Source organism: Paenibacillus sp. FSL H8-0168, assembly GCF_038592955.1.
Taxonomy (GTDB): domain Bacteria; phylum Bacillota; class Bacilli; order Paenibacillales; family Paenibacillaceae; genus Paenibacillus; species Paenibacillus polymyxa_B.
Window position 1 is genome coordinate 3,229,656 of sequence record NZ_CP151948.1, and the last position, 23,133, is coordinate 3,252,788.

Sequence of the window (23,133 nt, forward strand, 5' to 3'; positions counted from 1 at the left end):
AGCTTTTAATTCTCGCAAGTTTTGTAAGACATATACTTTCTATTATTTCAGCTCTTCTTTCATCCAGTCCTGCAGTTCAGCGAGATTGTCAAACATCAGGTCAGGTTTCACTCCAACGGTACGCACATGCTCGTCCATATTAGCGCGGGTCGTCACGCCCGACAGGATCAGAGCTGTTTTACAACCTGCTGCTGCACCTGCCGCAATATCTGTAAGCATATTATCGCCCACAACCAGAGCTTCATCCGCCCTAATGTTTAAGCGGTTCAGCGCATAGTTCATCAATACGCTTGAAGGCTTGCCGATGACAATAGGCTTTACCTGTGAAGCCGCTTCAATTGCAGCTCCAATCGTACCTGCACCTGGCGTTAGCCCATCATGTGAAGGCAATTGGAGATCCGGGTTTGTCAAAATAAAAGTTGCTCCTTCCCGAATCCAACGCATGGCAGCGGCCAGCGCATCATATGTAAATTGACGATCTATCCCCTGCACCACATAATCAGGATGGTTCTCAACAAGCTGCAAACCGGCTCCTGTGAGTGCATCGCGTAATCCTGTTTCACCAATACAATATACACGAGCTCCAGGACTTTGCTGTGCAACATATTGTGCAGCTGCTAACGCCGAAGTATATACTTCATGGCTGGCCGCTTCAATTCCCATACCAATCAAATGCTCAGCCACCGAATCGGGTGTACGTGAAGCATTGTTTGTAACATAAGCATAAGGTATCTGGTCTGTACGCAATCGGGATATGAACAGATCCGCACCCTTGATCATCCGATTTCCATGATAAAGTGTTCCATCCAGATCAATTAGTAACGATTTTATCGCAATCCCCTCCCCCACTTCAAATCCATTCACATCTTAGCATTAAAAATTATAATTCATCCCATGAACTATGTTCTCCTTCTTATTTAACCACCTTAATTATTCAGGTCATAAAATAATCGGCCGTCTCTATTCATCTCATCTATCTTAAGTCAAAAATGCGTATGAAGTCCATGAATTGCTGGTAAACCGTCCAAAATAGTGCCATTCCTCGCTAAAACCCGTCGCTTTCACATGACATAAGTTCACTTCTTCGTCGAAATCCATCGAAGGCGCTATTTCCTCAAAGGAAATCTCCTGTATTTCCTGGTCATGCTCAAGAAGTATAATCCTTTAAATTCGATATATAGAAACTCGAATATGACACGCCTCCATATGTGGTAGAACAAATTCATCCCCCACCACCCTGCACGGGTTCTCATCTCTTGTCGCATCCTGCGCTTTCCCGGAAAATAATTTCGGTGAAAAACAAAGGCACCGAGGCAAGCCCCGGCACCCATGCACATATCTTCTCCAATCGTTTATTAACCGATATCGGGTACCGGTAACAACACATGCTGCTCCGCAAGCAATGAATTAGGAAATATGCTTTGCGCTTCCTCCAGCAATGGCTGAAGCTGCTCCTGATCTTTATACCTAGAACTAAAATGCGTCATGATTAACTGACCCGCACCTGCGGCTTTTGCAGCTTCCGCTGCCTGAAGCGCTGTACTATGATGATACTCGTAAGCTGTATCTGCCAGTTCATGCAGAAAAGTGGCTTCATGAACGACGACAGTTGCATCTTGAGCCAGCACTACCGTATTCGGACAAGGTCTCGTATCCCCTAAAATCGTGATGATACGCCCTTTTTTCGGCGAACCCAGTACATCCTGAGGATGCAAAATAACTCCACCCTCTACCTCCACGCTTTCCCCACGCTTTAACTTACCGTACACCGGGCCAGGCTTAATACCATATCGCTCCAACAGCTCTTGGTTAAGCTTACCGGGCTTATCCATCTCTACAACTCGGTAGCCATAGCTGTCAATCCGATGATCCAGCAAAGCTGACTCTACCCGGAATTGTCCGTCATCAAACAGAACCCCGCCCGTATGCTCCACAATATGTAGTTGGTAATTGATACGCGATTGGCTGATCCCTAAAGATAGCTCTATATATTGCTGGATTCCAGGCGGCCCATATACCGTCAGTGGTGTCGTTCCCCCTTGATACGCTCTGCTCGACAGCAGTCCCGGCAGACCAAAAAGATGATCCCCATGCAAATGGGTGATAAATATTTTTTCAAGTCTGCTTAGTTTGAGCGGCGAACGCAATACCTCTTGTTGAGTGCCTTCGCCGCAGTCGAACAGCCACATGCTTCTTCGTTCTTCCAGCAAACGAAGAGCGATGGACGTTACATTTCGCTGAATCGTAGGCACCCCTGCATTTGTACCGAGAAAATAAAATTCCATAACATTAACCTTCTTCCTGCTGACCAGCAAAAAACCTCCGAAGCTCGGAGGGTATTTGCTATCCCATCTGATAAAGGTGTTAAACCTTTTCGACGTTAAAATACTGCGCCTGAGGGTGGCTGAACACCATGGCTGATACAGAAGCCTCCGGTTCCATCATAAACCCTTCCGTCAGCTCAACGCCAATATCCTCAGGTTTTAACAACTGGAACAACGGCCCCTGATCCTCTAGATCTGGACATGCCGGATAGCCAAAGGATACCCGAATGCCTTGATATCTGGCACCGTGTCGCTGTTTCATTGTCATATCGGCAGGGTCCGGGAACCCCCAGCTATCCCTGATAATATGGTGAAGCCGTTCCGCTAACCCTTCTGCTACTTCGAGTGCTACCGCTTGAAGTGCATGCGAGCGCAGATAATCTCCTTTATCTTTCCACTGGGTAGATATCTGCTGAATCCCATGACCAGCTGTAACGACCATGAAACCTACATAGTCCATAACCCCGGATTCCACTGATTTCAAGAAATCAGCCAGACATAGATAAGGCTCTACCTGCTGGCGCGGGAATGTAAATGTGTGCAGTACCTTGCTCACATCCGACGGATCATAGATCAGAATTTGATCTCCTTGGGACTGCGCTGGAAAGAACCGATACATAGCATGTGCCTGGATGATTCCGTCTGTCACAGCTTCAAACATGATGCTGTCCACGGTTTCCTTCAACTGAATCGCTTTCGGATCTTCCGAAGCCAGCAGCTGTTCAACATTGCCTTTTAAACCAAGATGATGCCCCATTAGCATCTGCATATTCACGTAAGGCAAAATATAATTCAGTGGATAGTTGCGTAGTACATGGCGATCCGTATCTGGTGGAATATAAACGGGCAAATCCTGAGCAATATTAGAGCGCACAGCTCGAGTGAGCTTAGGGAGCGGCTTGGCTTCCACGACGATTGCCGCTTCCGCCTCCCGCTCAGCCTCCATGTCCTCAGCCATTTTTTTGCGGGACTCAGGATTCATAAGCTTATTGGCAATATCCAGACCATCCATAGCATCCTTTGCATAGGCAACCAGACCATCATACTCAGGACGGATACGATTTTTAGTGAACTTACGTGTTAAAGCAGCTCCACCCACCATTATTGGAATATCAATATTCGCATTTTTTAAATCCTGTGCGGTCAGCACCATTTGTTGTGCCGATTTAACAAGCAGTCCGGATAAGCCAATCATATCGGCCTTTTCTTCACGGTAAGCTTCAATAATGCGTTCTGGTGGTACTTTTATACCCAGATTCACGATATGGTAACCATTGTTGGATAGAATAATCTCCACCAGATTCTTACCAATGTCATGCACATCACCTTTGACTGTAGCCAACAAAATCTTACCTTTTACTGAGGATTCATTCTTCTCCATGAACGGCTCTAAATAGGCTACGGACGCCTTCATCACTTCAGCGCTTTGCAGAACCTCTGCAACAATCAGTTCGTTATTGTTAAACAGTCGTCCTACTTCCTCCATCCCCTTCATCAGCGGGCCATTAATAATTTCCAGCGAAGAATATTTCACGAGCGCCTGCTCCAGATCCGGAATGAGTCCCTCCTTACTTCCCTCGACTACATAGGAAGCCAGTCGTTCTTCGAGCGAAAGGTTTGATATCTTTTCTTTTTTCTCCACTTTCTTGTTACGGAAAGCTGCTACAAAAGCGGATAAAGTATCGTCATTTGTTTTATAGATCAAGTCTTCCGCAAGTTTCCGCTCATGCTCTGGAATGGATGCATAACGTTCAAGCTTCTCAGTGTTTACAATCGCATAGTCCAGACCTGCTTTGGTGCATTCATATAAATAGACGGAATTGAGCACTTCACGACCCGCTTCCGGCAAACCAAAAGATACGTTACTGATGCCCAGGATGGTATGTACCCCGGGAAGCGCTTCTTTAATAATGCGAATGCCCTCAATCGTTTCCTTAGCTGAACCGATATATTGCTCATCACCTGTTCCTACTGGAAATACGAGCGTATCAAAAATTAGATCCTCCGCTGCCAAACCGTAACGGTTCACCAACAGATCATAAGAACGTTTAGCTACCTCAAGCTTATCCTCACGTGAAATAGCCTGTCCGCGTTCATCAATGGTTCCAACAACAACAGCGGCGCCGTACTTATGAATAAGAGGAGCCATTTTCTCAAATTTCTCTTCACCATCCTCCAAATTAATGGAGTTAATAATCGCCTTACCTTGCGAATATTGAAGTGCTTTATCAATGACTTTAATATCCGTGGTATCAATCACCAAAGGTACTTTTACCTTGTTTACAACCAATTTCAAAAACGCTTCCATATCCGTCATTTCATCGCGATCCGGGTCCTGCACACAAATATCAATGACATGCGCTCCGCTTTTTACCTGAGCGCGGGCAATTTCAGATGCCTCTTCATATTTGCCTTCCACGATCAAACGCTTGAATTTGCGGGAGCCCAGAACATTCGTTCGTTCACCAACCATATACGGACGATTGTCCTGTTCAATATATACAGGCTCAATGCCTGATACGGCAGGAGGATGATGACCTACCAGCGGACGCGGCTCAAACTGAGCCATACTTTCACTCATAACTCGAATGTGCTCAGGCGTGGTACCACAACAACCCCCAGCAATATTCAGCCAGCCTTTTTCAGCGAAAGCAGCCATTTTACGTGCTAATGAATCAGGCGATTCATGGTATTGGCCATTTTCATCGGGCAAGCCCGCATTTGGATAACAGCTAATAGCTGCAGAGGACATTTCAGACAGAGAGCGAATATGATCACGCATAAACTCTGGACCTGTAGCACAATTCAACCCAATCGAAATTGGATGTAAATGTTCCAGCGATATGCAAAAGGATTCGATATTTTGTCCGGCCAACGTCGTTCCCATAGGCTCAATCGTGCCTGAAATCATTAGTGGAAGCTCGATACCTGTCTGCTCAAAAGCCTGCCGAATTCCGATGCTTCCAGCTTTGACGTTAAGCGTATCCTGTGAGGTCTCCAAAAGGAGTACATCCACGCCGCCTTCAATAAGCGCCAAAGCCTGCTCTTGATAGCTTTCAATCAGCTCAGCAAATGTAACACCACCTGTGACAGACAAGGTTTTCGTGGTTGGGCCCATAGCTCCTACTACAAAACGAGGCTTGTCCGCAGTGCTGTATTTATCCACCGCGTTACGCGCCAGTTTGGCTGCCACCAGATTAATTTCACGGGCACGTTCTGGTATATCGTAATCCGCCAAAACGACGGATGTTGCTCCAAATGTATTCGTTTCAATTAGGTCTGCTCCGGCCTTCAAGTAGGCTTCATGAATGCCTTGAATGACATCCGGTCTCGTTAAGACCAGCATTTCATTACAGCCCTCCAGCTCTTCCCCACCAAAATCATCGGGGGAAAGGTCTTCCTGTTGAATCATGGTGCCCATGGCCCCATCAAGAAGGAGTATTCTTCGTTGTAATGCATCCTGCAAGCTAACTTTATCCAAATTTCTTCACCCCCGCAAAACGTTAAATCCTAGTTTAGCAGAAACCGTATCATTTAGATAGATTGAAGTAAAAACATACGTTTTATACAGGTTGTTCTTTGTAAAAACGACTTCTCTAATCCATTTTTATAGTTTGTAGCATTACAGAACGTACTTAACCCTGACCCTTTAGCTATAGTCATTTGCATTATAAAATGTTGAAATCCTGTATTGTACAACGTTTCAAGACATGGTATTCTTTATACAACATTAATCCAAGTGGAAAAGAGGGAATAAGCATATGGCCGAAATCTTAATACGTAATACGAACGAGCGAATTAGCGGTGAAGAACAAGTACGTGAATTTCTGGAGAGTCACGAGATATTGTATGAACATTGGGATACTTCCAAATTGTCCGGGGAGCTGCAAGAGAACTTTACCTTAACAGATGATCAAAAGGCCGCTGTTCTCAAAACATTTGAACCCGAAATCAAGGATTTAGCCGCACGTCGCGGATATAAAATATGGGACGTTATCACTTTATCTGAAGCAACGCCGAATTTAGACGAGCTGCTGGCCAAGTTTGAGCAAATTCACACCCACACCGAGGATGAAATCCGTGCCATTGTCGCTGGTAAAGGCATCTTCATCATTAAAGGCCCTGAAGAGATCGGCTATTTTAACGTAGAGCTTTCACCGGGGGACGTTATCTCCGTACCTGAAAATATACCTCACTTCTTCACTTTAATGGAGAATCAAAAGATCGTCGCAATCCGATTGTTCATCGAAGAAAATGGCTGGATTGCCGAACCGTATGAAGACCCAACCTTCATTAAAGCATAATTACGAATTTATCCTTGTGTGAATAAAAAACTCCCTCTGCTCTGTAACAATCGAGCGAAGGGAGTTTTTTTAATACTCGTTTCTAAAGACTATGGATTTCTTACTTTAACGATTGAATAATTCCGTCCAATTCAGACAGATGCTTGATTTCGAACTTGGGCTTGATCTCTGTGGTATTGGTTTTAGCGTTCCGGTTCACCCACACCGAGTGTACACCTGCTGCCAACGCTCCTTGAATATCAGTCGTCAGCTTATCTCCTACCATTAAAGCATGTTCAGGCTCAATACCAAGAAGCCCCAAAGCATGCTGGAATATAGACGGATCAGGCTTGCCTCGACCAAATGAACCTGAAATGACAACATGATCAAAAAAAGGAGCTAATTGAGGAACTCCATCCAGTTTCTCCTGTTGTAGATCAGGGGAGCCATTTGTCAGCAATAACAGTTTGTAATGTCCCTTCAATTGTTCTAGAATCTCAAACGTTTCTTCATATACATGTGGACGCGCGCGTCTTTCCGAAGCAAATTGGATAGCCAGCTTTTCCGCCAACTTCTCATTATCTATCCCGAGTTGCAGGAGTCCTCTACGCCATGATTCCTTTCGATAAACAGGGGCCAACTGTTCCAATTGGCGGAATTCAGGTTGCTCACCTGCTGTAAAATTCGCCCACAATCCTTCAAACGGGTTAATGCCGATCATTTGAGTAAAACTAAAGGTTTCATAGGATTCATACAAAGCGCGTGCTTCCTTACGTACCGCTTCCTCCAGAGTTTTCGGATCAACGCCTGCTTCACGTGAGCCTGTTTGGCACGCTGCATCAAATGCCTCTTCTACACTACGTTCATCCCATAAAAGGGTATCATCAAGATCAAACATTACCGCCTGAATCGTCATCTGAATTATCCACTCTCTTTCCACAGTATATGTACACCTATTTGCTCGGTTAAGTATTTGAATCGTTATGTGTGCCCATATTAAGCAAGCGGCCGCAGCATGTTATATGAAATAACATCATACGGCCTTTATTAAAGAGCTACAGGCTAAATCAGTTATTTCTTGTCCACCTGTATCTGATTGGATAGCGCAAACTTCTCAAGTCGCTCTGCAATGGCATCCGTGTCATAGCGACCTAATGATTTTGTGAAAATGAAATTACCGCCCTTACCTTTTCTTTCAACGGTTACGTAACCCTTTTCAATCTTGATGGCTTTCATGTCCCCAGCCGTCATTGGACGTTCTCTACCACCTTTCAGCATATAGAGAGTATCCTTTCCCACTTTCAGATAAGGACGACGGATGAAAAAGATAACAGCCAGCATCAAGTAGAGGCCGAATACAAGCCAATCCATTCCTCGCATGCCAGTCTTAGTCAAAAAGTAACTCATAAGCATGTACAATACAGAAAGACCAGCCAGCATAATTGGCACAGTAATGTTACGGCCACGGAAAATATCCATTGCAGAACCTGCGCCATTAATGGTTTGAATGCCTTGCTTTTTGCGCGATTTATTTAAATGCGCTGTGTTTTTGCGTACTTTTCTTTCAAATGATCGGGCCATCTCTCAATTCCTTCCCAGATATATTACAATAAAACAATTGCCTCAAAGCTGATCTATATAGATACCGAGAACGGTACCTAAAACAAAAGGCAAATTGCAGGCTTGGGCGCTTTAACAACTTTAATGCTTCAGCCCGTCATTTCCCTTCGATGTATCATCGTCCACAAATTCAATCGTTTCAAGCTGCTGCCGAAAATTACGGCGAATGTTACCTAAATAAATTTCCCGAAGATTGGCGCGCTCTGTGGCTTCCTCTTCCGTCAAACCCTCGGATTTTGCTTTGCGCGCTAATTCATTGATGCGCTGAACTAAGCTGTCTATATCCAAATTGTGTCCCCTCCATAAAAGCAAAGATATAATACACTTTGACATGTAGAAAAGAGCTTGTCAAGGCTCCCGCATTACGCTCCCTGACAAGCTCTAATTGTCTATAGATCAGAAGTTAGGAAGCTTGAGTACCTGACCTGCCTGTACTCCCCGATCCTCCAAACCGTTAATCCGCACAATTCCTTCTATATATACCCGTGTATCCATTCGTTCCGGTTTATGATTTGCGGCAATCTCCCACAACGTATCTCCAGGTTGTACGGTCAGTTTAGTCACTTCTTCCTTGGAAGCTGAAGGTGCCGCGAAAACCGTAAGTACACCTGCCCCTGCAATCCAAGCAACAATCACTAAAATAAGAAGCTTAACTAAAAGAGTATTAGTAATAATTTGCATAAAATGCGCTCTACCCTCTTTTCGGGTCTCCTGCAAATTTTCTGAATTCATCGGAAAAATACTTTGATAAGTGCTATATTTCATCATTGGCTGCGACCTCCAAACGTTTGTTCTTATGTTTTCACAATATAACACGAACATTTGTTTTGTTCAATAGAAAAGAGAACAAAAGTTCGCGATTATTTTTAGGGATTATTTAGAACTTATGTTTGTACGAACGGAGGTTCTATGCTATAATTTTCCCAAACGTTACTAAATGGGGTTGATACGGTATGTCTAAGATTTCGAGCCGCCAGCAGGCCATTCTTGAATTTATCCGCAATGAAGTGCGTCTAAAGGGATACCCCCCTTCTGTACGCGAAATAGGCGAGGCTGTCGGATTGGCCTCCAGTTCTACGGTTCACGGTCATTTGGATCGTTTAGAGAAAAAAGGACTCATTCGACGCGATCCTACAAAACCACGGGCTATTGAGTTACTCGGTCAAGACGAATCGGATAACAGCAACTTGATTAATTACTCCATTAGTCGTGTCCCCGTCGTCGGCAAAGTAACTGCTGGCCTTCCTATTACGGCGACAGAAAATATTGAAGATTACTTTCCTCTTCCCCAACACTTTGTTGGTGAGGATAAAATATTCATGTTATCTGTTGTAGGCGAAAGCATGATTGAGGCTGGGATTGCTAACGGAGACTATGTAATCGTACGTCAGCAGCAGACCGCTGATAATGGCGATATTGTTGTAGCTATGACAGATGAAGACGAAGCTACAGTTAAAACCTTCTACAAAGAAAAAGATCATATCCGGCTTCAACCTGAAAATCCAGCCTTTGAACCGCTTCGCCTGACACACGTCAGCATTTTGGGCAAGGTTGTAGGACTCTTCCGGGACTTCCACTGATTTCTCGTTCTTTCTTCCCCGTTATTCTAACCACTAATACAAAACCGGCTGCCTAGGGCAAGCCGGTTTTGTATTGTTATTATGTATACTATGTATCTCACAACTATTTTTTCATTTCAGCAACCTATTCCTATTGTTTCTACTATAAAATCAGCCTCCTCATCTCAAATAATCACCCACTGATCTTGAGCAGCTATATTGATGGGCAAAACTAATAGATCTTTCTTTGTTTTAGATAAATATGGTATATTAATTACTCATAGCTCTGTAGGAGGAATTAAATGAAAAAAATTATAATTTCAGCGTTTGTTGTGATATTTATCGCCATAAACTGTGTAGTACCAACAATGGATCATTTGTATGCAGAAGAGAAATCACACATAACAACCTACGATCGTATTCAGTACATACAAATACTTATCCATTTCAGGTATTTAGAAAAGCAACTCGAAGCTGTAATTTCCGAAAGAAACAATTACCCAGAAGACAGCCAAGAATATAAACTGCTCTCTGAACAACTGAATCATATTCTTGCTCAAGAGGCGTACTACGAGAAAAAACTTAACACTCTTAATAGTAAATAATTTTCATACTAAACTGCATATTATTTATCTACACTATTAGACTCATGCCGACCTGCCTGTAACATTCTCCTGCAACGTAAAGTTGAAATGGCGAAGACAGGTTCGCATGAGTTTTTTGTTAACCATTAGGAATATAGGTACCAGCTTCTTTTTGCTTTTAATAGATTTATGCTGATACATTACTATCACAATTGACATAGTATATAGCAGACCTAAGCAAAGGAGATATGCAGATGATCAGAAATAGAGTTAAAACGTATAAGCATCGCATCGGAAAAAACAGATATCTGGTCGTTAAAGTCTTTCAAGCCGCAGCTGCTAAAACAGGAAGCGGAAATGCACTAGCAACCAATGCCTTGAATATCAAAATTTCCAAGCGTAAGCATAAACACCACTAAGATTCATCCGTACCTTCATTTCCTTGAAGGGAGGTGATCACATGAGCAGAAGACATTGCAGACGTGATTTGAGAAGAAGAAGATCAAACATCCGTTCGAATCAAAGAGCTGTTGCGCGTGCAAGAGGTAACGCACTGGCTGTTAATCTGTTTAGCGTGAATGATAGACAACGCAGACGTTAATAATCGTTTTCAAGCAAAAGCAGGAAGGATTCTTCCTGCTTTTTTTTTAGTGTTAAACAGCACACCTAACTACTGCTATGAATCGTTGAAGCAAGCGGACGAGATCGTAGAATATCACACATAGTTGAACAGTCGCTACAATTTTGCTCTTTTTATAAATCTAACAGACAGGAAATGGTGGTTCTCTTTTAGAATAGTGTGCATAGAGAAATTAAACCAGGAGGAGACAAGCCATAATAATTAAAATGTCACTTTCGAATATGGGAGATTTTAAGAAGTCAAATGAGAATAACGGCTTTATTGTGTCAGGAAGGATTATACCTAAATACGAGAACGATAATTGGACATATATAGAAGAAAGTTTCCCCGAACCATATTTTAAACAGTATGAGGATGATGACGTCGACATCAGTTATATTGATGAACAAGGAAAATCTATTTTTTTATATTATGATGAGAACGACTGTGTTGGGCAAATTAAACTTTGTACTAATTGGAATGGCTATGCTCTAATTGAGGATATTGCCGTCGCTAAAGACTGGAGACACAAGGGAATCGGAGCAGCCTTATTGAGTAAAGCAACCGAGTGGGCTAAGCAGAATAACCTTGTTGGTCTTATGCTTGAAAAACAGGATGTGAATGTTTTAGCTTGTCGATTCTATGCTAAAAATAACTTTGTAATCGGCGGAGTTGATACTATGCTATATTCTAGCTTTTTCACAGCCCATGAAAAAGCGATTTTTTGGTATTATAAGTTTAAGCATTCAAATTAGCCTAAAATCAAACTGATCAGCAAACAAAGCTCTGCCAACCAATTAAGGTTAGCAGAGCTTTTGATTTATTTAGAGTATCCACTTACTTCAAACGTGAGGATGCGATCATTTTCAGCATGTAATCCTTTTCTGCTCTTATCAGGAATCTGAAACTGAACGTCTATATACAATAACAGTTAAAATCCCGCTAATTATAATGACCACTGTAAAAATCAATAACATATTGCTATATAAATAAGCAGATGGAAAATTAATGATTGGTATAAATTTTTGATGAATAAAACGTATTGATAATAAGCCTCCTACAACTGAAATCCCTGTTCCTTCTGATAAAAAGCTTATAAAATTAAGCAAGCTCATTCCTGCGCCAGCTTCTTCTTGTCTTTAACTACTTGAAACAATAGTGGATATTACTGTTTTAATAAAAGAAAGACCACCGAAAACAAAGACTATAATAATAGACATCAGCCAAGGTATCATTTCAATAAAGAAAGCAGCTATCAAAAAGCTGATGGCAAGAAATGCAACGCCGACTGCTAGCACATGTAAGGAACCTTTCTTATCAACAAGTGCTCCTCCAAGGAAACCAAAGAAAATAACACTCATCGTTCCAGGAAAAATAATTCCACTGCCAATCATTGCGGTACTTAAGTGATGAACGTCTTTCATCATATAAGGGACCATAGAAACAAATCCAGCTACGGTACCAAACATAAGTCCGCCACAAAGGATTCCTATCATAAATGCAGTATTTTTCCCCAATGAAGGATCAACAAAAGGATTGGTTACTTGTCTGATATGTTTTAAAAAGATCAAGAAGAAAAGAATACTTATCACCAGAAAAGAAATTCTGTAAGACGTTGTATACAACATAAACATTACAATGCCTAGAGATATAAGCACGATTCCTGCAATGTCAAGTGAACCCTTTGATATGACTTCCTTTTTCAATAATTTTATCAGGAAGGGAACAGTGACAAACGTTAGAACAGGAAGAAGCAGTAAATGAGACCAATGAATATAATGAGCAATCATCCCACCAATAGCCGGTCCTATCCCTTCACCCATTGCTACGATAGACCCGATGAGGCCATATGCCTTGCCCCTGTTTTCTTTTGGGATATAGCGAGCAACTACGACCATCACAAGTGAAGGAAATGGAGCTGCACCAATCCCTTGTATAAATCGCCCCAAGATAAGTGTTGGAAAAAAAGTATGTCCCATAAATCCAATTAATGATCCTATGCAATTCACTATCATTCCAAACAGAAGCAACCTTTTAATACCTAACTGATCAGATAGCTTTCCGTATACAGCGGCTCCTATAGAAAAACTTAGCATAAAGGCAGTATTTACCCAATTTGTAACGGCTGGTGTTTTATTGAATTCATCAGCAATATCAGGTAAAGAGATATTAAGAACCATTTCATTTAACACACTAAAAAACGAAAGAACACAAAGCCACATTAAAATTTGGTTATGGTGTAAAACAGACTGTGAATAAGGGGTTTTCACTTTTGACCCTACCTATTTTTTTCATTCTACCACCTTATCTAGAATAGGAAAAAATGTAATTATATATACGAATGCAACAATCCATGAATTACAATTTTAAAGTTTTTTCAGATCCCCTTTAAAGTTAATGAAGTAAGTAACGATGTAGCAATATATATCCGATCTTTTCCATCCATTTGTTTTAAATATAAGAAACAAACCACTCCAGAAATAAGATACATTCAAGACATGAGTGCAGCCTCCTGATGTGTTATGCGCAAATTATATTCCGAGTACAAAAAATAAGCTCCATATCATTGGAGGTTTAATACAGCGCCTATTTCCATACGAGAAAATGTAATGATCTTTGGGTCACCATTCCAGCCCTCTATGATTACAATATAGAGCGTATATCGCTCTTGTTGTCCCCCTCTTCCAAAGCCAGCAGACGCGCCTTTATGTCCACTACACTGCTACCTGTTTTCAACTCCAGTTCGTTCATGTTGGGCCCACGTCATTGCTCAGTAGAATAACTGTAGAGTATTGGTAGTAGCGTTTTGATATCGGGTAACAAAGCGCTCAACTTCTTTGTTACCTGTCGTTTTCCGTATACTATACAGATCAGAACAATGAACGATAAAAGAGGATACAACTATTGCGCAACAATAGCGGATTAGACGGTTGCCAAAGCGACACTGAACTTTTGCAGAAGTTTACGATGGTGTACGTGAAGCCATGGAAAGAATATGGGGGCGATATTCCTGAGCCAGTAAGAACTAGCAGTAAACTTAATGTGTGTATTCCTAAAAGCCTGTGTCGTCCAATGTCAAAAAGGGCTGCCGCAAATGTTTCCTTGAACCAGCATTGTCTTTAAAAACCTGAGCAAATGAGAAATTTATAATAAAATCCAGAGTTCACAACTCCGTTAGCCCAGCCTAAACAGACGTATCCCAGCTAGTACCAGCCTCAAACAGCAGGTCATTCACCAGATTGGTGCCAAGATGCCAAAGGCTGAGGATAGCTGCCACTTCCGTAAAACAGTTTCCAATTAAGCGTACAATCGCAGCACGTTAGATATAAATTATCCAAGTAGGGGGAAATAACCATGGCATTTGAAGGTTATAGAGAAGACAAGCGAGGACATTGGTTTGACTGGCCATTCCCCTTGTCGGTATCAATACTGTATGTAGATGCGGATGTAGACGTAGATGTAGATGTAGATGAAACAGAAACGAAATGGTACCTCATTGTCGAAGAAGAAAAACATTTGATCCGAATTAGGGATGAAAAGCAAATTGAACTGCTTAATCACTGCATGTATGGAATCTTGTTAAATGACGAGAAGATCAACTGGATTATTGATAAAAATGGCGGTAGATTTACCTATCACGACAGTGTGCAAGATTTCATCAAATTCCAGAAAGAATACCTGGATATATTCTAAAAGCCGTGAACAGTTAAAAGCTCTGCAGACCAATTAAGGTAACAGAGCTTTTCGATTTATTTAAAGTATTCACTTACTTCAAACGTCAGAATACGATCGTATAGCATGTAATCCTTGCGGTTGTGAATGGTCCTTTATTGTTATCGTGCTTATTAATGGCATATGAAGCCGATCCAGATCCATCCTGCTTACTTTCGTACCATGTGATAAATTCATTGACCTCTTTCATGCTCAGATCGAATTCTTTCCCCAATCCTGTTGTCATTCCATGAGTGTCGAAGTTAGGGGGAATTTGTCCTTCAAAAAAAAGATTCTATCAAACTTTGGCAGATAGAATCTTTTTCCGTTATTTAACGATAAATTCAACAACTGTTAAAAAAGATTGTGGACATGTAAAGATTAAAGTTCGGAATAAAGGAACATCAAATCTCACTTGGAGTTTGCAGGGTAACGGGAGAGAATATGTCTATAAAACTGTTGGCAAAGGAGACACATTAACGTGGACTAGTCTTAATTCATTCCCTAATACAACAGCTACAACGATTAACAATTTAGGGTCGATTAACGACCATACTGTATTCCAATCCATTGTTAAATTCCTCCCGTTTCTTCTTTTCGATCAAGTCGTTTATGAGCCTGTTTCGCTGATTCTTCAACCCGCGTAACCCGTTCGGATAAGGCATCAATCCTTTGGACCTGCACCCTCTGTTCGAGCCGAATGTCGTCCACGCCGCGCTTGATGTAATCAACATCCGCACGCTGCAAAGCTTCCGCTCCCGCCTCTTGAATGATGTCTTGCCGCATTGACCTGCTGCGCCCGGCCCAACCTAAAATAATCCCACTAATCGCAGCAATTAAACTGTAATATCCATCGTGTTCCCCCGTCTCTCTGTTCAGGAAACTTTTCCTGAGCTATCATCATCTGTTTTCTGATCTTTTTCTTCTTGGGCCTGTATTTCTGCTAAAGCACTTCCTACTGCTATATCCAAACCTATAAGTATTTCTTTCCGGCGTGCTGGCTGCGAAGCAATGACAGCAGAAATGACCTCAGTCAATTCTTCAACTGGCCTGTTAGATCCATTTGTATATCCAATGCGGATTTTATTTTTGCCACGGGTTTCATCACCTCCTTGGACAGCAAAAAAGACACCTTTAACTTACAGATGCCTTTGATTGTTCCTTATTATAAATTTTCAAAAGCCATTCACGACCTAACTGAGTAAATCTGCGGTGATAGATCACTTTACCGTTATCAAGAACTTCTTGTTTGATTTCAACATAGCTGCAATCCGCATATCTGCTATACAACAACCATGTGTCATTCTGCCTGAATTGAATCTTTCGATTGCCTAAATCATGGTTAAGCGCAATTGCTGACTTAAATCCGAGTTCCTTGGCAATCTCTGTAGCCGTATACGTTTTGTTTACATGCATTAGGATTGCATTTGTCCTTTCCGCCTGTACTCTGGCAGCACGTTCTTCCTTGAGCTTAGTCACCAGTTCAATTCCAAAGTCAGGATTATTGAGGATATTGTCAATCACATTATCCGTAGCATATATTCCATGCTTCCTGATCGACGGCAATATTTCATCAGCTACCTTGGCCTGAAATGCTTCAGCTACTTCGTTTCTTGCCTTCATTGCCAGTCGATAAAAGATGTTTTCGGGAATAAAAGTATCTTTCGACACTTCTGTCGAAAACTTCAAATCCGATAAATACTGCCTCACTCTATCCTATTTGACATACTCTGTACTTTTGGATTTGTCTGTAAATCCTAATCCTCGAGCCACATCCTCCAAATTCAATTGCGGCGTGCCGTTTCCATCAATAAATCCTCTTACTCCGTGAATTGTAAGTATATCCATTACTGATCTCACCTTTCATTGTACGCAAAATAAGCCCCTGAGTTATCAGAGGCTTTCATATTTATATCTTAGATTGCTTCAGCTGCTATAACGCTACGGATTTTAAAAACCCATATGTTATTAACCTAATACGAACGAACAGGATAGTTGAATAACATTAATCAATCTAAATAGCATGTCGACCTACGTGAGGCTTCAGCCTAAACGGGACTACGCAGGTTGTAGTTAAATTACCATTGTGATAAACTGAATGTAATTTGATGATGGGAGTTGAACGGATATATGTAGGACTTTCTTGCTTCGAGATCACGAAAAGAACGGACTCAGCGATCGGCTGTGGTCGTTTTATTTCATCTCTGCAAGAAAGCTCTGCGTTTCGTTTGCGCTCCCTCTCCGGACAGTCATACGGCCCCTTGGAATGGGGTCGTATTTCCTCGTATGGATTAGAGCCGCAAGAAAGCACCTTTCTTGCGGCTCTTTTTTATTTCCAAACGAAAGGATGATTGCCATGCCCGCCATTCAGGTGACCAATCTTACTTTTGCCTATCCAGGCAGCTATGACCCCATATTTGAAAATGTTCATTTTCAAATTGATACAGACTGGAAGTTGGGCTTTACGGGGAGAAACGGTCGGGGGAAAACTACGTTCTTAAACCTGCTTCAGGGGAAGTACGAATACAGCGGTACGATCTCCACACCAGTCGCCTTTGATTATTTTCCGTTTCCCGTCGAACACCCTGAGTATTTGACCTTAGACGTCGTCGAGGAGATCGTGCCAAACTATGAGAACTGGAAGTTGATGCGCGAACTGAACCTGCTTAAGGTTTCAGAAGACGTGTTGTACCGGCCATTCGAATCGCTGTCCCAAGGAGAACAGACGAAGGTATTGCTGGCCGTGCTATTCATCCAAGACAATCGATTTCTGCTCATCGACGAGCCGACCAATCATCTCGACTTGCACGCACGCAAGCTTGTCGCCGATTATCTGAATACGAAGCGCGGTTTTATTCTTGTTTCACACGACCGGGCTTTTCTCGACCGCTGCGTGGATCATATTCTATCGATCAACAAAACGAATATCGAAATCCAAAAAGGCAACTTCTCGAGCTGGTGGACGAACAAAACTCGCCAGGATACGTTTGAAATGGCACAAAACGAAAAACTGTACAAAGATATACAACGTTTATCAGCTTCTGCTAAACGTACTAGCGGCTGGTCTTTCGAGACCGAAAAATCAAAAAACGGCACACGAAATTCCGGTTCCAAGCTTGACAAGGGATACGTCGGGCATAAGGCAGCAAAAATGATGAAACGCTCGAAATCCATCGAACAGCGGCAACACGCAGCTTTAGAGGAAAAATCGAAACTGCTCCGAAATATCGAACAGTCAGAAAGCCTTGCGATCTCTCAGCTCGTGTATCCCAAATCGGAACTGGCGATGTTGGATCACGTCACGATTTACTATGGGGAAAGAGCGGTTTGTAAGAACGTTAGTCTGACGATCGAACCAGGAGATCGGATTGCAATTTCAGGTCCAAATGGTTCAGGTAAGTCTAGCTTACTCCGCCTGCTCAACGATGAGACGCTACACTATACAGGAACGTTTCAGCGGGAGCCGCAGCTTCGCGTTTCCTATGTATCCCAGAATACTTCTCATCTGCGAGGAACGCTTTCCGATTATGCAGCAGAGCACAGAATTGACGAAAGCTTATTTAAGGCCGTGTTGCGTAAGCTAGATTTCGCCCGCATCCAGTTTGAGAAGGATATATCGGCGTTTAGCGGCGGTCAGAAGAAGAAGGTTCTGATCGCGAGAAGCCTATGTGAGGAGGCTCATCTGCATATTTGGGACGAACCGCTCAACTTTGTCGACGTGATTTCCCGGATGCAAATTGAAGAGCTGCTGCTTGAGTACACGCCGACCATTGTATTCGTGGAGCATGATCGGGAATTTCATGACCGTGTCGCTACGAAAACGGTTGAACTCGGTGGGGATTAGAATTTTACAAAGTGACTTGGAGTAAGACATGATTTCAACGACAGAAAGCTTTGCACAACAACCTTTATGAAAAGGGAAGAGATTGACTAACGGGACACAATAGTTCAATAAAAAAACGGCAGTCTAGGATTTTATTTTCTCGTCCATAGCTGCCGTTTATTTTGTTTGAGTGCAGTCTAATACTAATTCCCTTATATAAGAGTAAAAGCCCTCTGTTTAAGAGGGCTTTTGTGTATACAGTATATAATTTTTGTTTGCTACTAGATTACTACATATTTATTTAAGTAGCTAATGCTGCTTTAAGTTGTTCTAGCTCTTTTTTATGCTCTAATAAACTGTCTTTGGATTCTTGTAATTCCTTTTTTGTCTTAGTGGCGCTTTTTTCAATGCGCTCAATAAGTCTTTGATCGTCGCCCGCCGCACCTATTTTTCTATCGATGTCAGTCAATGACTTTTCATATTTTTTAATATTATTATTAAGTATTTCGATCAATTCTTCCACAGTTCCAATGTGCTTTACAATTAGTTCCTTGGACCAATTGGTATATGGGTTATCTTTCAAAGCTATAGCTTGTGACTGCTCTTTAACAACCACATTAGAAGAAGGAGTTCCTGTTGCAATTTCAATAGTTTTCCCTTCACCGCTAGGTTCGCCCCCAAAGATTCTGAGATCGAACGCAAAGGTACATACGCTGTACCATCGACGGCAATAGCGTTTTCAGACAATGTTGTTCCATTTACTCTCACATTGTATTCCCCTGCAATAGTCTTCCCAACTAGTAATTTCACTTGATCTGCCGCAGCTCCACCAGAATTAGCTAGCAGTACTCCAAGTAAAGCACCTATAAACATATACATCTTTTTATTCATCTAAATGCCTCCACTAACGGTTTATTCGTTCTCATATTACCATTGGAAGATATTGTCGTAAACAATTATGTTGAACATGAACTGCTACCCCCACCTACAGGACTTCTACGACCCAAGAGCATTAAGCTACCACCCGAACCTCTTCGACCTAAAGAAATGGTCTCTTGTCCTGTTAAGACATAAGCCACAAGTCCGAATGAATCAACCTTAATTCTTCGACCTGTCTCACCTGTAAAATTATTCCAACTGCCAGACAAAACTATTAGGCCCTGGTGGAGGTATATATCCCGGAGAAAATTGTAATTTCTAAACAAGCCGAGGTAGTTAGGAACATTGTTGAAACCACTTATTATAGTTACAAGAAGAAAATTATTCTACGTCACGATTAAATCTTTCCATAGAGGACTTTGCGTATTGAGCAAAATGAATCTGTTCATTTATAAGCACATACATGTATGTCAGTAAGATCAATGAAAAAAGTAAAATCAATCCGCTTATATGGAAACCACATACGGATAAAGTAGCGAGTGCTGGCAGCAGTGATATCAATAAAAAAACTCCGATTCGCTTCATCATATTATTTCCTTTTCTCATGTCATTTTCGCAATCTGAGATATACATATATTAGGCTTGCACTGGCCCCCAATTGGCTCCTTTCATTCGTTCAAAAGTAAAAACCTCTCCAAGTGTGATATGTTCCTCTCATAGTAGACAGAAAAGAGCAAGCCATCTAATCTGTCTATTATGGAGGGGATTTTTCTATGGGAGAAATAAGAAAAACTTACGATGTGAGCTTCAAGATAAAGACAGTGGATCTGTACCTCAAAAAGGGAATCGGATATAAAAACGTGGCACGAGAAATGGAGATTGACGCTTCGCTGGTTCGCCGATGGGCGAGACACTTTAAAGCCGAGGGAATGAAAGATCTAGAGGAAAACGAGACATAGCAAAAGGGCCAGGCATCGGCAGACCTCGAACACGCCCCGAAGATCCGGAGGTCAAGCTGAAACGCCTCGAAGCAGAAAATGAAATGCTAAAAAAGCTCTTGCAGATGTCAAAGGAGGAATGGAGGCTGTACCCAAGAGTAAAAAGTTTGCGGTAATCTAAGAATTGCTTAGTAAGGGACATAGCTTCGTACTACTATGTAAACTGGACCGAGTGTCCAAAAGTGGTTTTTATAAGTGGATAACATGGAAGATGTTGTTTCACCCAAACAGCGGGAAGATGAAGCTATGAAGCTAAAAATCATGGCATGTGACGAGGAACTAAAGGGAATACACGGTTACCGCAGGATAAAGGTTTAATTGAATCAAATCTACAGCATACATATGAATCATAAGTGCGTACGGAGACTTATGGGTGAACTGGGGACCAAGGCGATCATTCGTAGGAAAAGACCCTACTATGCCAAGAAAGAACCCTAGGTCATTTCTGGCAATCATCTGAACTGGGAGCTTAAGGCTGACCTGCCGAATAAGAAGTGGGTAATAGACACCATTTACCTCATGTTCAATGGACAGAGACCCTACCCTTCCGCGATTCAGGATCTTTTTAACAACGTAATTGTTGCCTAACAGATCAGCCGCAGAAACGATTTGAGCCTGGTGTTAGATACGGTGAAAAAGGCAAGGAAGCGACAGGATGCTCGAGGTGTTCTACTGTATAGCGACCAAGAATTTCAATATACCTCTCGCCAATATACCAACCTGCTCAAGCGAGACGGAATACAGGCCGACATGTCCCGAAAAAGGAACTGCAGGGACAAGGCATGTATAGAGAACTTCTTCAGTCATTTTAAAACCGAGTGTTTCTATCTCCACTCCTTCCATTAGCTCAACAGGTGGAGAATGCCGTTCAAAAGTATATCCATTTCTACAACCATGAACGCTTTCAAGAGAAACTAAACAACCTGACTCCTTCTCAGGCTGCTTAATTATTGCTTTTTGATAGCTGTTTACTTTGCAGGAGCACTTCATGTTTGCGGATGCTTCTTAATTTACTTTGCGAAGAAACCAAGATCAGATAGTGACTTGACCTTCTTCGGCTTTTTATTTTCCACCTTACCAGCGTGGAGAATGATTTCGAATTCCCGGTTTCTGTTCTTGGCCTTCATGAGCGCTCTAATCTTTGGAATGGTCATATTAGTCTATTCTGAATCAGAAATACCATTACTCACGCATAGAGCCCAAAATTCTATCCAGTTTATTTTCCGATCATCCTCAGGAACCTCTTAGTCTTCTTCGTCGTAGGCTCATAAACTTCATCAGGTGGAAACAACCCCTTATAGAAATCGTTCTAAGAGGCCATCCAACTCCTTAATGCCCTCTTCGTCTACATTCTTGTATTCTTCCTCCGTCAGTCCTTCTACCAACACAAGGTTAAAGGCTTCCTTATGCAATGCTCAACTTTAGGCCAATCGACCTCGGCCCGTTCTTCTGTAGCTTCCCATTTTTCGCGACTAATCAAAAAAGAAAATTTATATTGATTGCCGCTCATGAGTTTGTCGTACCTGACGGATCAAAGCAATAGTTCCGATTTGTCACAACAAAAAAGAAGGTGGGAGAAGTTTCCCGACCTTCTTAGCATTCATATTTCTATGTCTGAATAATATCATCTTTTTTACAATGTTATCCATTTCAACTTTGAAGATAGGCTTTGGAGTAGTGGTAGTGTTTAATGGTTCTTATTACTGCCACTACGTTCTCTTGCCATGCTACACAATCCCCTCATAAATGCGTCTGCTTACTATGAGTGTAATTAGACAAACTGACGATGGAAATCGTACAGTCTTTTCTAAGGCGGCTACATATAATGTTCTATATATCATTAAGAATGGCTTAAACAGTCAACTTTAATATAGTAAGAGTGGTATTGGTAAAGTTATGAAGTTGGGCTGGGGTTGCACTTGCATTTACCAATTGAATAGTTGTAGGAACGACTCCTACAGTAATAATGACTTCTGCCGAAATTGGTCCGCCACCGTTACCCGTGAAGGGAACAGGGGTAACAGGGATTCCATTTACGGTAAGGTTAAAGTTAGCATCACCTTGGTTATGAATTGTAAAATCTATTAGATAGCTCCCCGTTTCGTTGATTGTTATCGTTGTAGATGGAGGAGTGAAAGTAAATGCACCACCAACATTAGCTAAAACTCCTGTAAAGGTAATTGGTGAGTTACCCGGAACTGTGTCAGTTCCCGTACCAGGATCTGCTCGGAAAACACTTAAGAAGTCTGTTATCCCGGCTCCTGCAGGCCCTGCTGCCCCCGTTGCTCCTGCTGGTCCTACCGCCCCCGCTGGACCTGCTGGACCTACCGCTCCTGCCGGTCCCACTGGTCCTGCTGGTCCTACTGCTCCTGCTGGTCCTGTTGGTCCGACAATTCCTTGAAAACCTTGTAGCCCTTGCTGGCCTTGAGCGCCTGGAACTCCCTGTGGACCCGGCAGTCCCTGCGGTCCCTGAGGTCCTTGAGGTCCTTGAGGTCCTCGGATCCCTTTAACAATAACTTTCGGTAACACTTTGACTTTTTTAACTACACATCTTCTAAATTTTCTCCGATGCATATTCTTCTGCCAACAATAATGTCGAAACATAATTAATGGTCACCTCCAAAGTCTAGTCAAAGTAGCTTATTGTGCAATTAACCAAAAAGATTGGGCTATTGACTTCATTTCAGGAAAATAGGCATAGGTCTGACCCTATCGTGTTAGCATTATTACAGC

23 protein-coding genes and 2 pseudogenes are annotated in these 23,133 nt (G+C 42.1%); 9 read left to right on the forward strand and 16 right to left on the reverse strand.

What is annotated here, in order from left to right; translation table 11 throughout:
* Positions 1-42 precede the first annotated feature (42 nt).
* The 3 genes from MHI21_RS14235 to metH form a co-directional block, all read right to left on the reverse strand.
* The gene (locus tag MHI21_RS14235; RefSeq protein WP_165177503.1) at positions 43-849 is read right to left on the reverse strand and encodes a TIGR01457 family HAD-type hydrolase; all 807 of its coding nucleotides are present in this window, start codon (positions 847-849) and stop codon (positions 43-45) included.
* A gap of 506 nt (positions 850-1,355) precedes the next feature.
* On the reverse strand, positions 1,356-2,285 hold the full coding sequence (gene rnz / locus MHI21_RS14240) for a ribonuclease Z (RefSeq protein ID WP_103049124.1): 930 nt from the start codon (positions 2,283-2,285) through the stop codon (positions 1,356-1,358).
* Between the two features lie 79 nt (positions 2,286-2,364).
* On the reverse strand, positions 2,365-5,805 hold the full coding sequence (gene metH, locus MHI21_RS14245; protein WP_069080595.1) for a methionine synthase: 3,441 nt from the start codon (positions 5,803-5,805) through the stop codon (positions 2,365-2,367).
* Between the two features lie 280 nt (positions 5,806-6,085).
* On the opposite strand from metH, the gene MHI21_RS14250 reads away from it, so the two are divergent.
* Complete coding sequence (locus tag MHI21_RS14250; RefSeq protein ID WP_342418401.1) at positions 6,086-6,628, forward strand: cupin domain-containing protein; 543 nt, start codon at positions 6,086-6,088, stop codon at positions 6,626-6,628.
* Positions 6,629-6,728: 100 nt separating this feature from the next.
* Here the strand turns inward: MHI21_RS14250 and MHI21_RS14255 are convergent, their stop codons facing one another.
* The 4 genes from MHI21_RS14255 to MHI21_RS14270 form a co-directional block, all read right to left on the reverse strand.
* Positions 6,729-7,523, reverse strand: coding sequence for an HAD family hydrolase (locus MHI21_RS14255; RefSeq protein WP_342420212.1), 795 nt, complete (start codon positions 7,521-7,523; stop codon positions 6,729-6,731).
* 155 nt (positions 7,524-7,678) lie between these two features.
* Complete coding sequence (locus MHI21_RS14260; RefSeq protein ID WP_061831521.1) at positions 7,679-8,188, reverse strand: hypothetical protein; 510 nt, start codon at positions 8,186-8,188, stop codon at positions 7,679-7,681.
* Between the two features lie 120 nt (positions 8,189-8,308).
* Complete coding sequence (locus MHI21_RS14265) at positions 8,309-8,515, reverse strand: DUF896 domain-containing protein (RefSeq protein WP_013310543.1); 207 nt, start codon at positions 8,513-8,515, stop codon at positions 8,309-8,311.
* Positions 8,516-8,623: 108 nt separating this feature from the next.
* Positions 8,624-8,992, reverse strand: coding sequence for a LysM peptidoglycan-binding domain-containing protein (locus MHI21_RS14270; protein WP_165177506.1), 369 nt, complete (start codon positions 8,990-8,992; stop codon positions 8,624-8,626).
* A gap of 188 nt (positions 8,993-9,180) precedes the next feature.
* Here MHI21_RS14270 and lexA point away from each other — a divergent pair, with 188 nt between their 5' ends.
* The 5 genes from lexA (at position 9,181) to MHI21_RS14295 (ending at position 11,744) form a co-directional block, all read left to right on the forward strand.
* On the forward strand, positions 9,181-9,807 hold the full coding sequence (gene lexA / locus MHI21_RS14275) for a transcriptional repressor LexA (protein WP_013310545.1): 627 nt from the start codon (positions 9,181-9,183) through the stop codon (positions 9,805-9,807).
* Between the two features lie 281 nt (positions 9,808-10,088).
* Positions 10,089-10,391, forward strand: a complete 303-nt coding sequence (locus MHI21_RS14280) for a hypothetical protein (protein ID WP_165177050.1) — start codon at positions 10,089-10,091, stop codon at positions 10,389-10,391.
* A 233-nt stretch (positions 10,392-10,624) separates the two neighbouring features.
* Positions 10,625-10,789, forward strand: coding sequence for a hypothetical protein (locus MHI21_RS14285; protein WP_016821950.1), 165 nt, complete (start codon positions 10,625-10,627; stop codon positions 10,787-10,789).
* Between the two features lie 41 nt (positions 10,790-10,830).
* Entirely contained in the window at positions 10,831-10,971 is a 141-nt protein-coding gene (locus MHI21_RS14290; RefSeq protein WP_165177052.1) for a hypothetical protein, read from the forward strand.
* A 233-nt stretch (positions 10,972-11,204) separates the two neighbouring features.
* Entirely contained in the window at positions 11,205-11,744 is a 540-nt protein-coding gene (locus tag MHI21_RS14295) for a GNAT family N-acetyltransferase (protein ID WP_342420213.1), read from the forward strand.
* Between the two features lie 138 nt (positions 11,745-11,882).
* Here MHI21_RS14295 and tet read toward each other — a convergent pair.
* Positions 11,883-13,259, reverse strand: a pseudogene (gene tet / locus MHI21_RS14300) (Tet(L)/Tet(K)/Tet(45) family tetracycline efflux MFS transporter).
* Between the two features lie 1,084 nt (positions 13,260-14,343).
* Here tet and MHI21_RS14305 point away from each other — a divergent pair.
* A complete protein-coding gene (locus tag MHI21_RS14305; protein ID WP_342418402.1) occupies positions 14,344-14,682 on the forward strand; it encodes a hypothetical protein in 339 nt (112 codons plus the stop codon).
* 56 nt (positions 14,683-14,738) lie between these two features.
* Here MHI21_RS14305 and MHI21_RS14310 read toward each other — a convergent pair.
* The 5 genes and pseudogenes from MHI21_RS14310 to MHI21_RS14330 form a co-directional block, all read right to left on the reverse strand.
* Positions 14,739-14,947 (reverse strand): annotated as a pseudogene (locus MHI21_RS14310) (fibronectin type III domain-containing protein); the annotation flags it as partial.
* A 326-nt stretch (positions 14,948-15,273) separates the two neighbouring features.
* A complete protein-coding gene (locus tag MHI21_RS14315) occupies positions 15,274-15,486 on the reverse strand; it encodes a hypothetical protein (protein ID WP_341161259.1) in 213 nt (70 codons plus the stop codon).
* Between the two features lie 89 nt (positions 15,487-15,575).
* Positions 15,576-15,737, reverse strand: coding sequence for a hypothetical protein (locus tag MHI21_RS14320; RefSeq protein ID WP_342418403.1), 162 nt, complete (start codon positions 15,735-15,737; stop codon positions 15,576-15,578).
* A 97-nt stretch (positions 15,738-15,834) separates the two neighbouring features.
* The gene (locus MHI21_RS14325) at positions 15,835-16,371 is read right to left on the reverse strand and encodes a phage antirepressor KilAC domain-containing protein (protein ID WP_341161257.1); all 537 of its coding nucleotides are present in this window, start codon (positions 16,369-16,371) and stop codon (positions 15,835-15,837) included.
* Between the two features lie 45 nt (positions 16,372-16,416).
* A complete protein-coding gene (locus MHI21_RS14330) occupies positions 16,417-16,548 on the reverse strand; it encodes a hypothetical protein (protein ID WP_274597336.1) in 132 nt (43 codons plus the stop codon).
* 508 nt (positions 16,549-17,056) lie between these two features.
* On the opposite strand from MHI21_RS14330, the gene abc-f reads away from it, so the two are divergent.
* On the forward strand, positions 17,057-18,544 hold the full coding sequence (gene abc-f / locus MHI21_RS14335) for an ABC-F type ribosomal protection protein (protein WP_165177060.1): 1,488 nt from the start codon (positions 17,057-17,059) through the stop codon (positions 18,542-18,544).
* 280 nt (positions 18,545-18,824) lie between these two features.
* On the opposite strand, the gene MHI21_RS14340 is transcribed toward abc-f, so the two are convergent.
* The gene (locus tag MHI21_RS14340) at positions 18,825-19,139 is read right to left on the reverse strand and encodes a hypothetical protein (protein WP_342418404.1); all 315 of its coding nucleotides are present in this window, start codon (positions 19,137-19,139) and stop codon (positions 18,825-18,827) included.
* Entirely contained in the window at positions 19,109-19,414 is a 306-nt protein-coding gene (locus MHI21_RS14345) for a stalk domain-containing protein (protein WP_342418405.1), read from the reverse strand. The genes MHI21_RS14340 and MHI21_RS14345 overlap by 31 nt, the downstream gene beginning before the upstream one ends.
* Positions 19,415-20,175: 761 nt before the next feature.
* Here MHI21_RS14345 and MHI21_RS14350 point away from each other — a divergent pair.
* Positions 20,176-20,361, forward strand: a complete 186-nt coding sequence (locus tag MHI21_RS14350) for a transposase (RefSeq protein WP_238807837.1) — start codon at positions 20,176-20,178, stop codon at positions 20,359-20,361.
* A 1,890-nt stretch (positions 20,362-22,251) separates the two neighbouring features.
* Here the strand turns inward: MHI21_RS14350 and MHI21_RS14355 are convergent.
* The gene (locus tag MHI21_RS14355) at positions 22,252-23,004 is read right to left on the reverse strand and encodes a collagen-like protein (RefSeq protein WP_342418406.1); all 753 of its coding nucleotides are present in this window, start codon (positions 23,002-23,004) and stop codon (positions 22,252-22,254) included.
* Positions 23,005-23,133 lie beyond the last annotated feature (129 nt).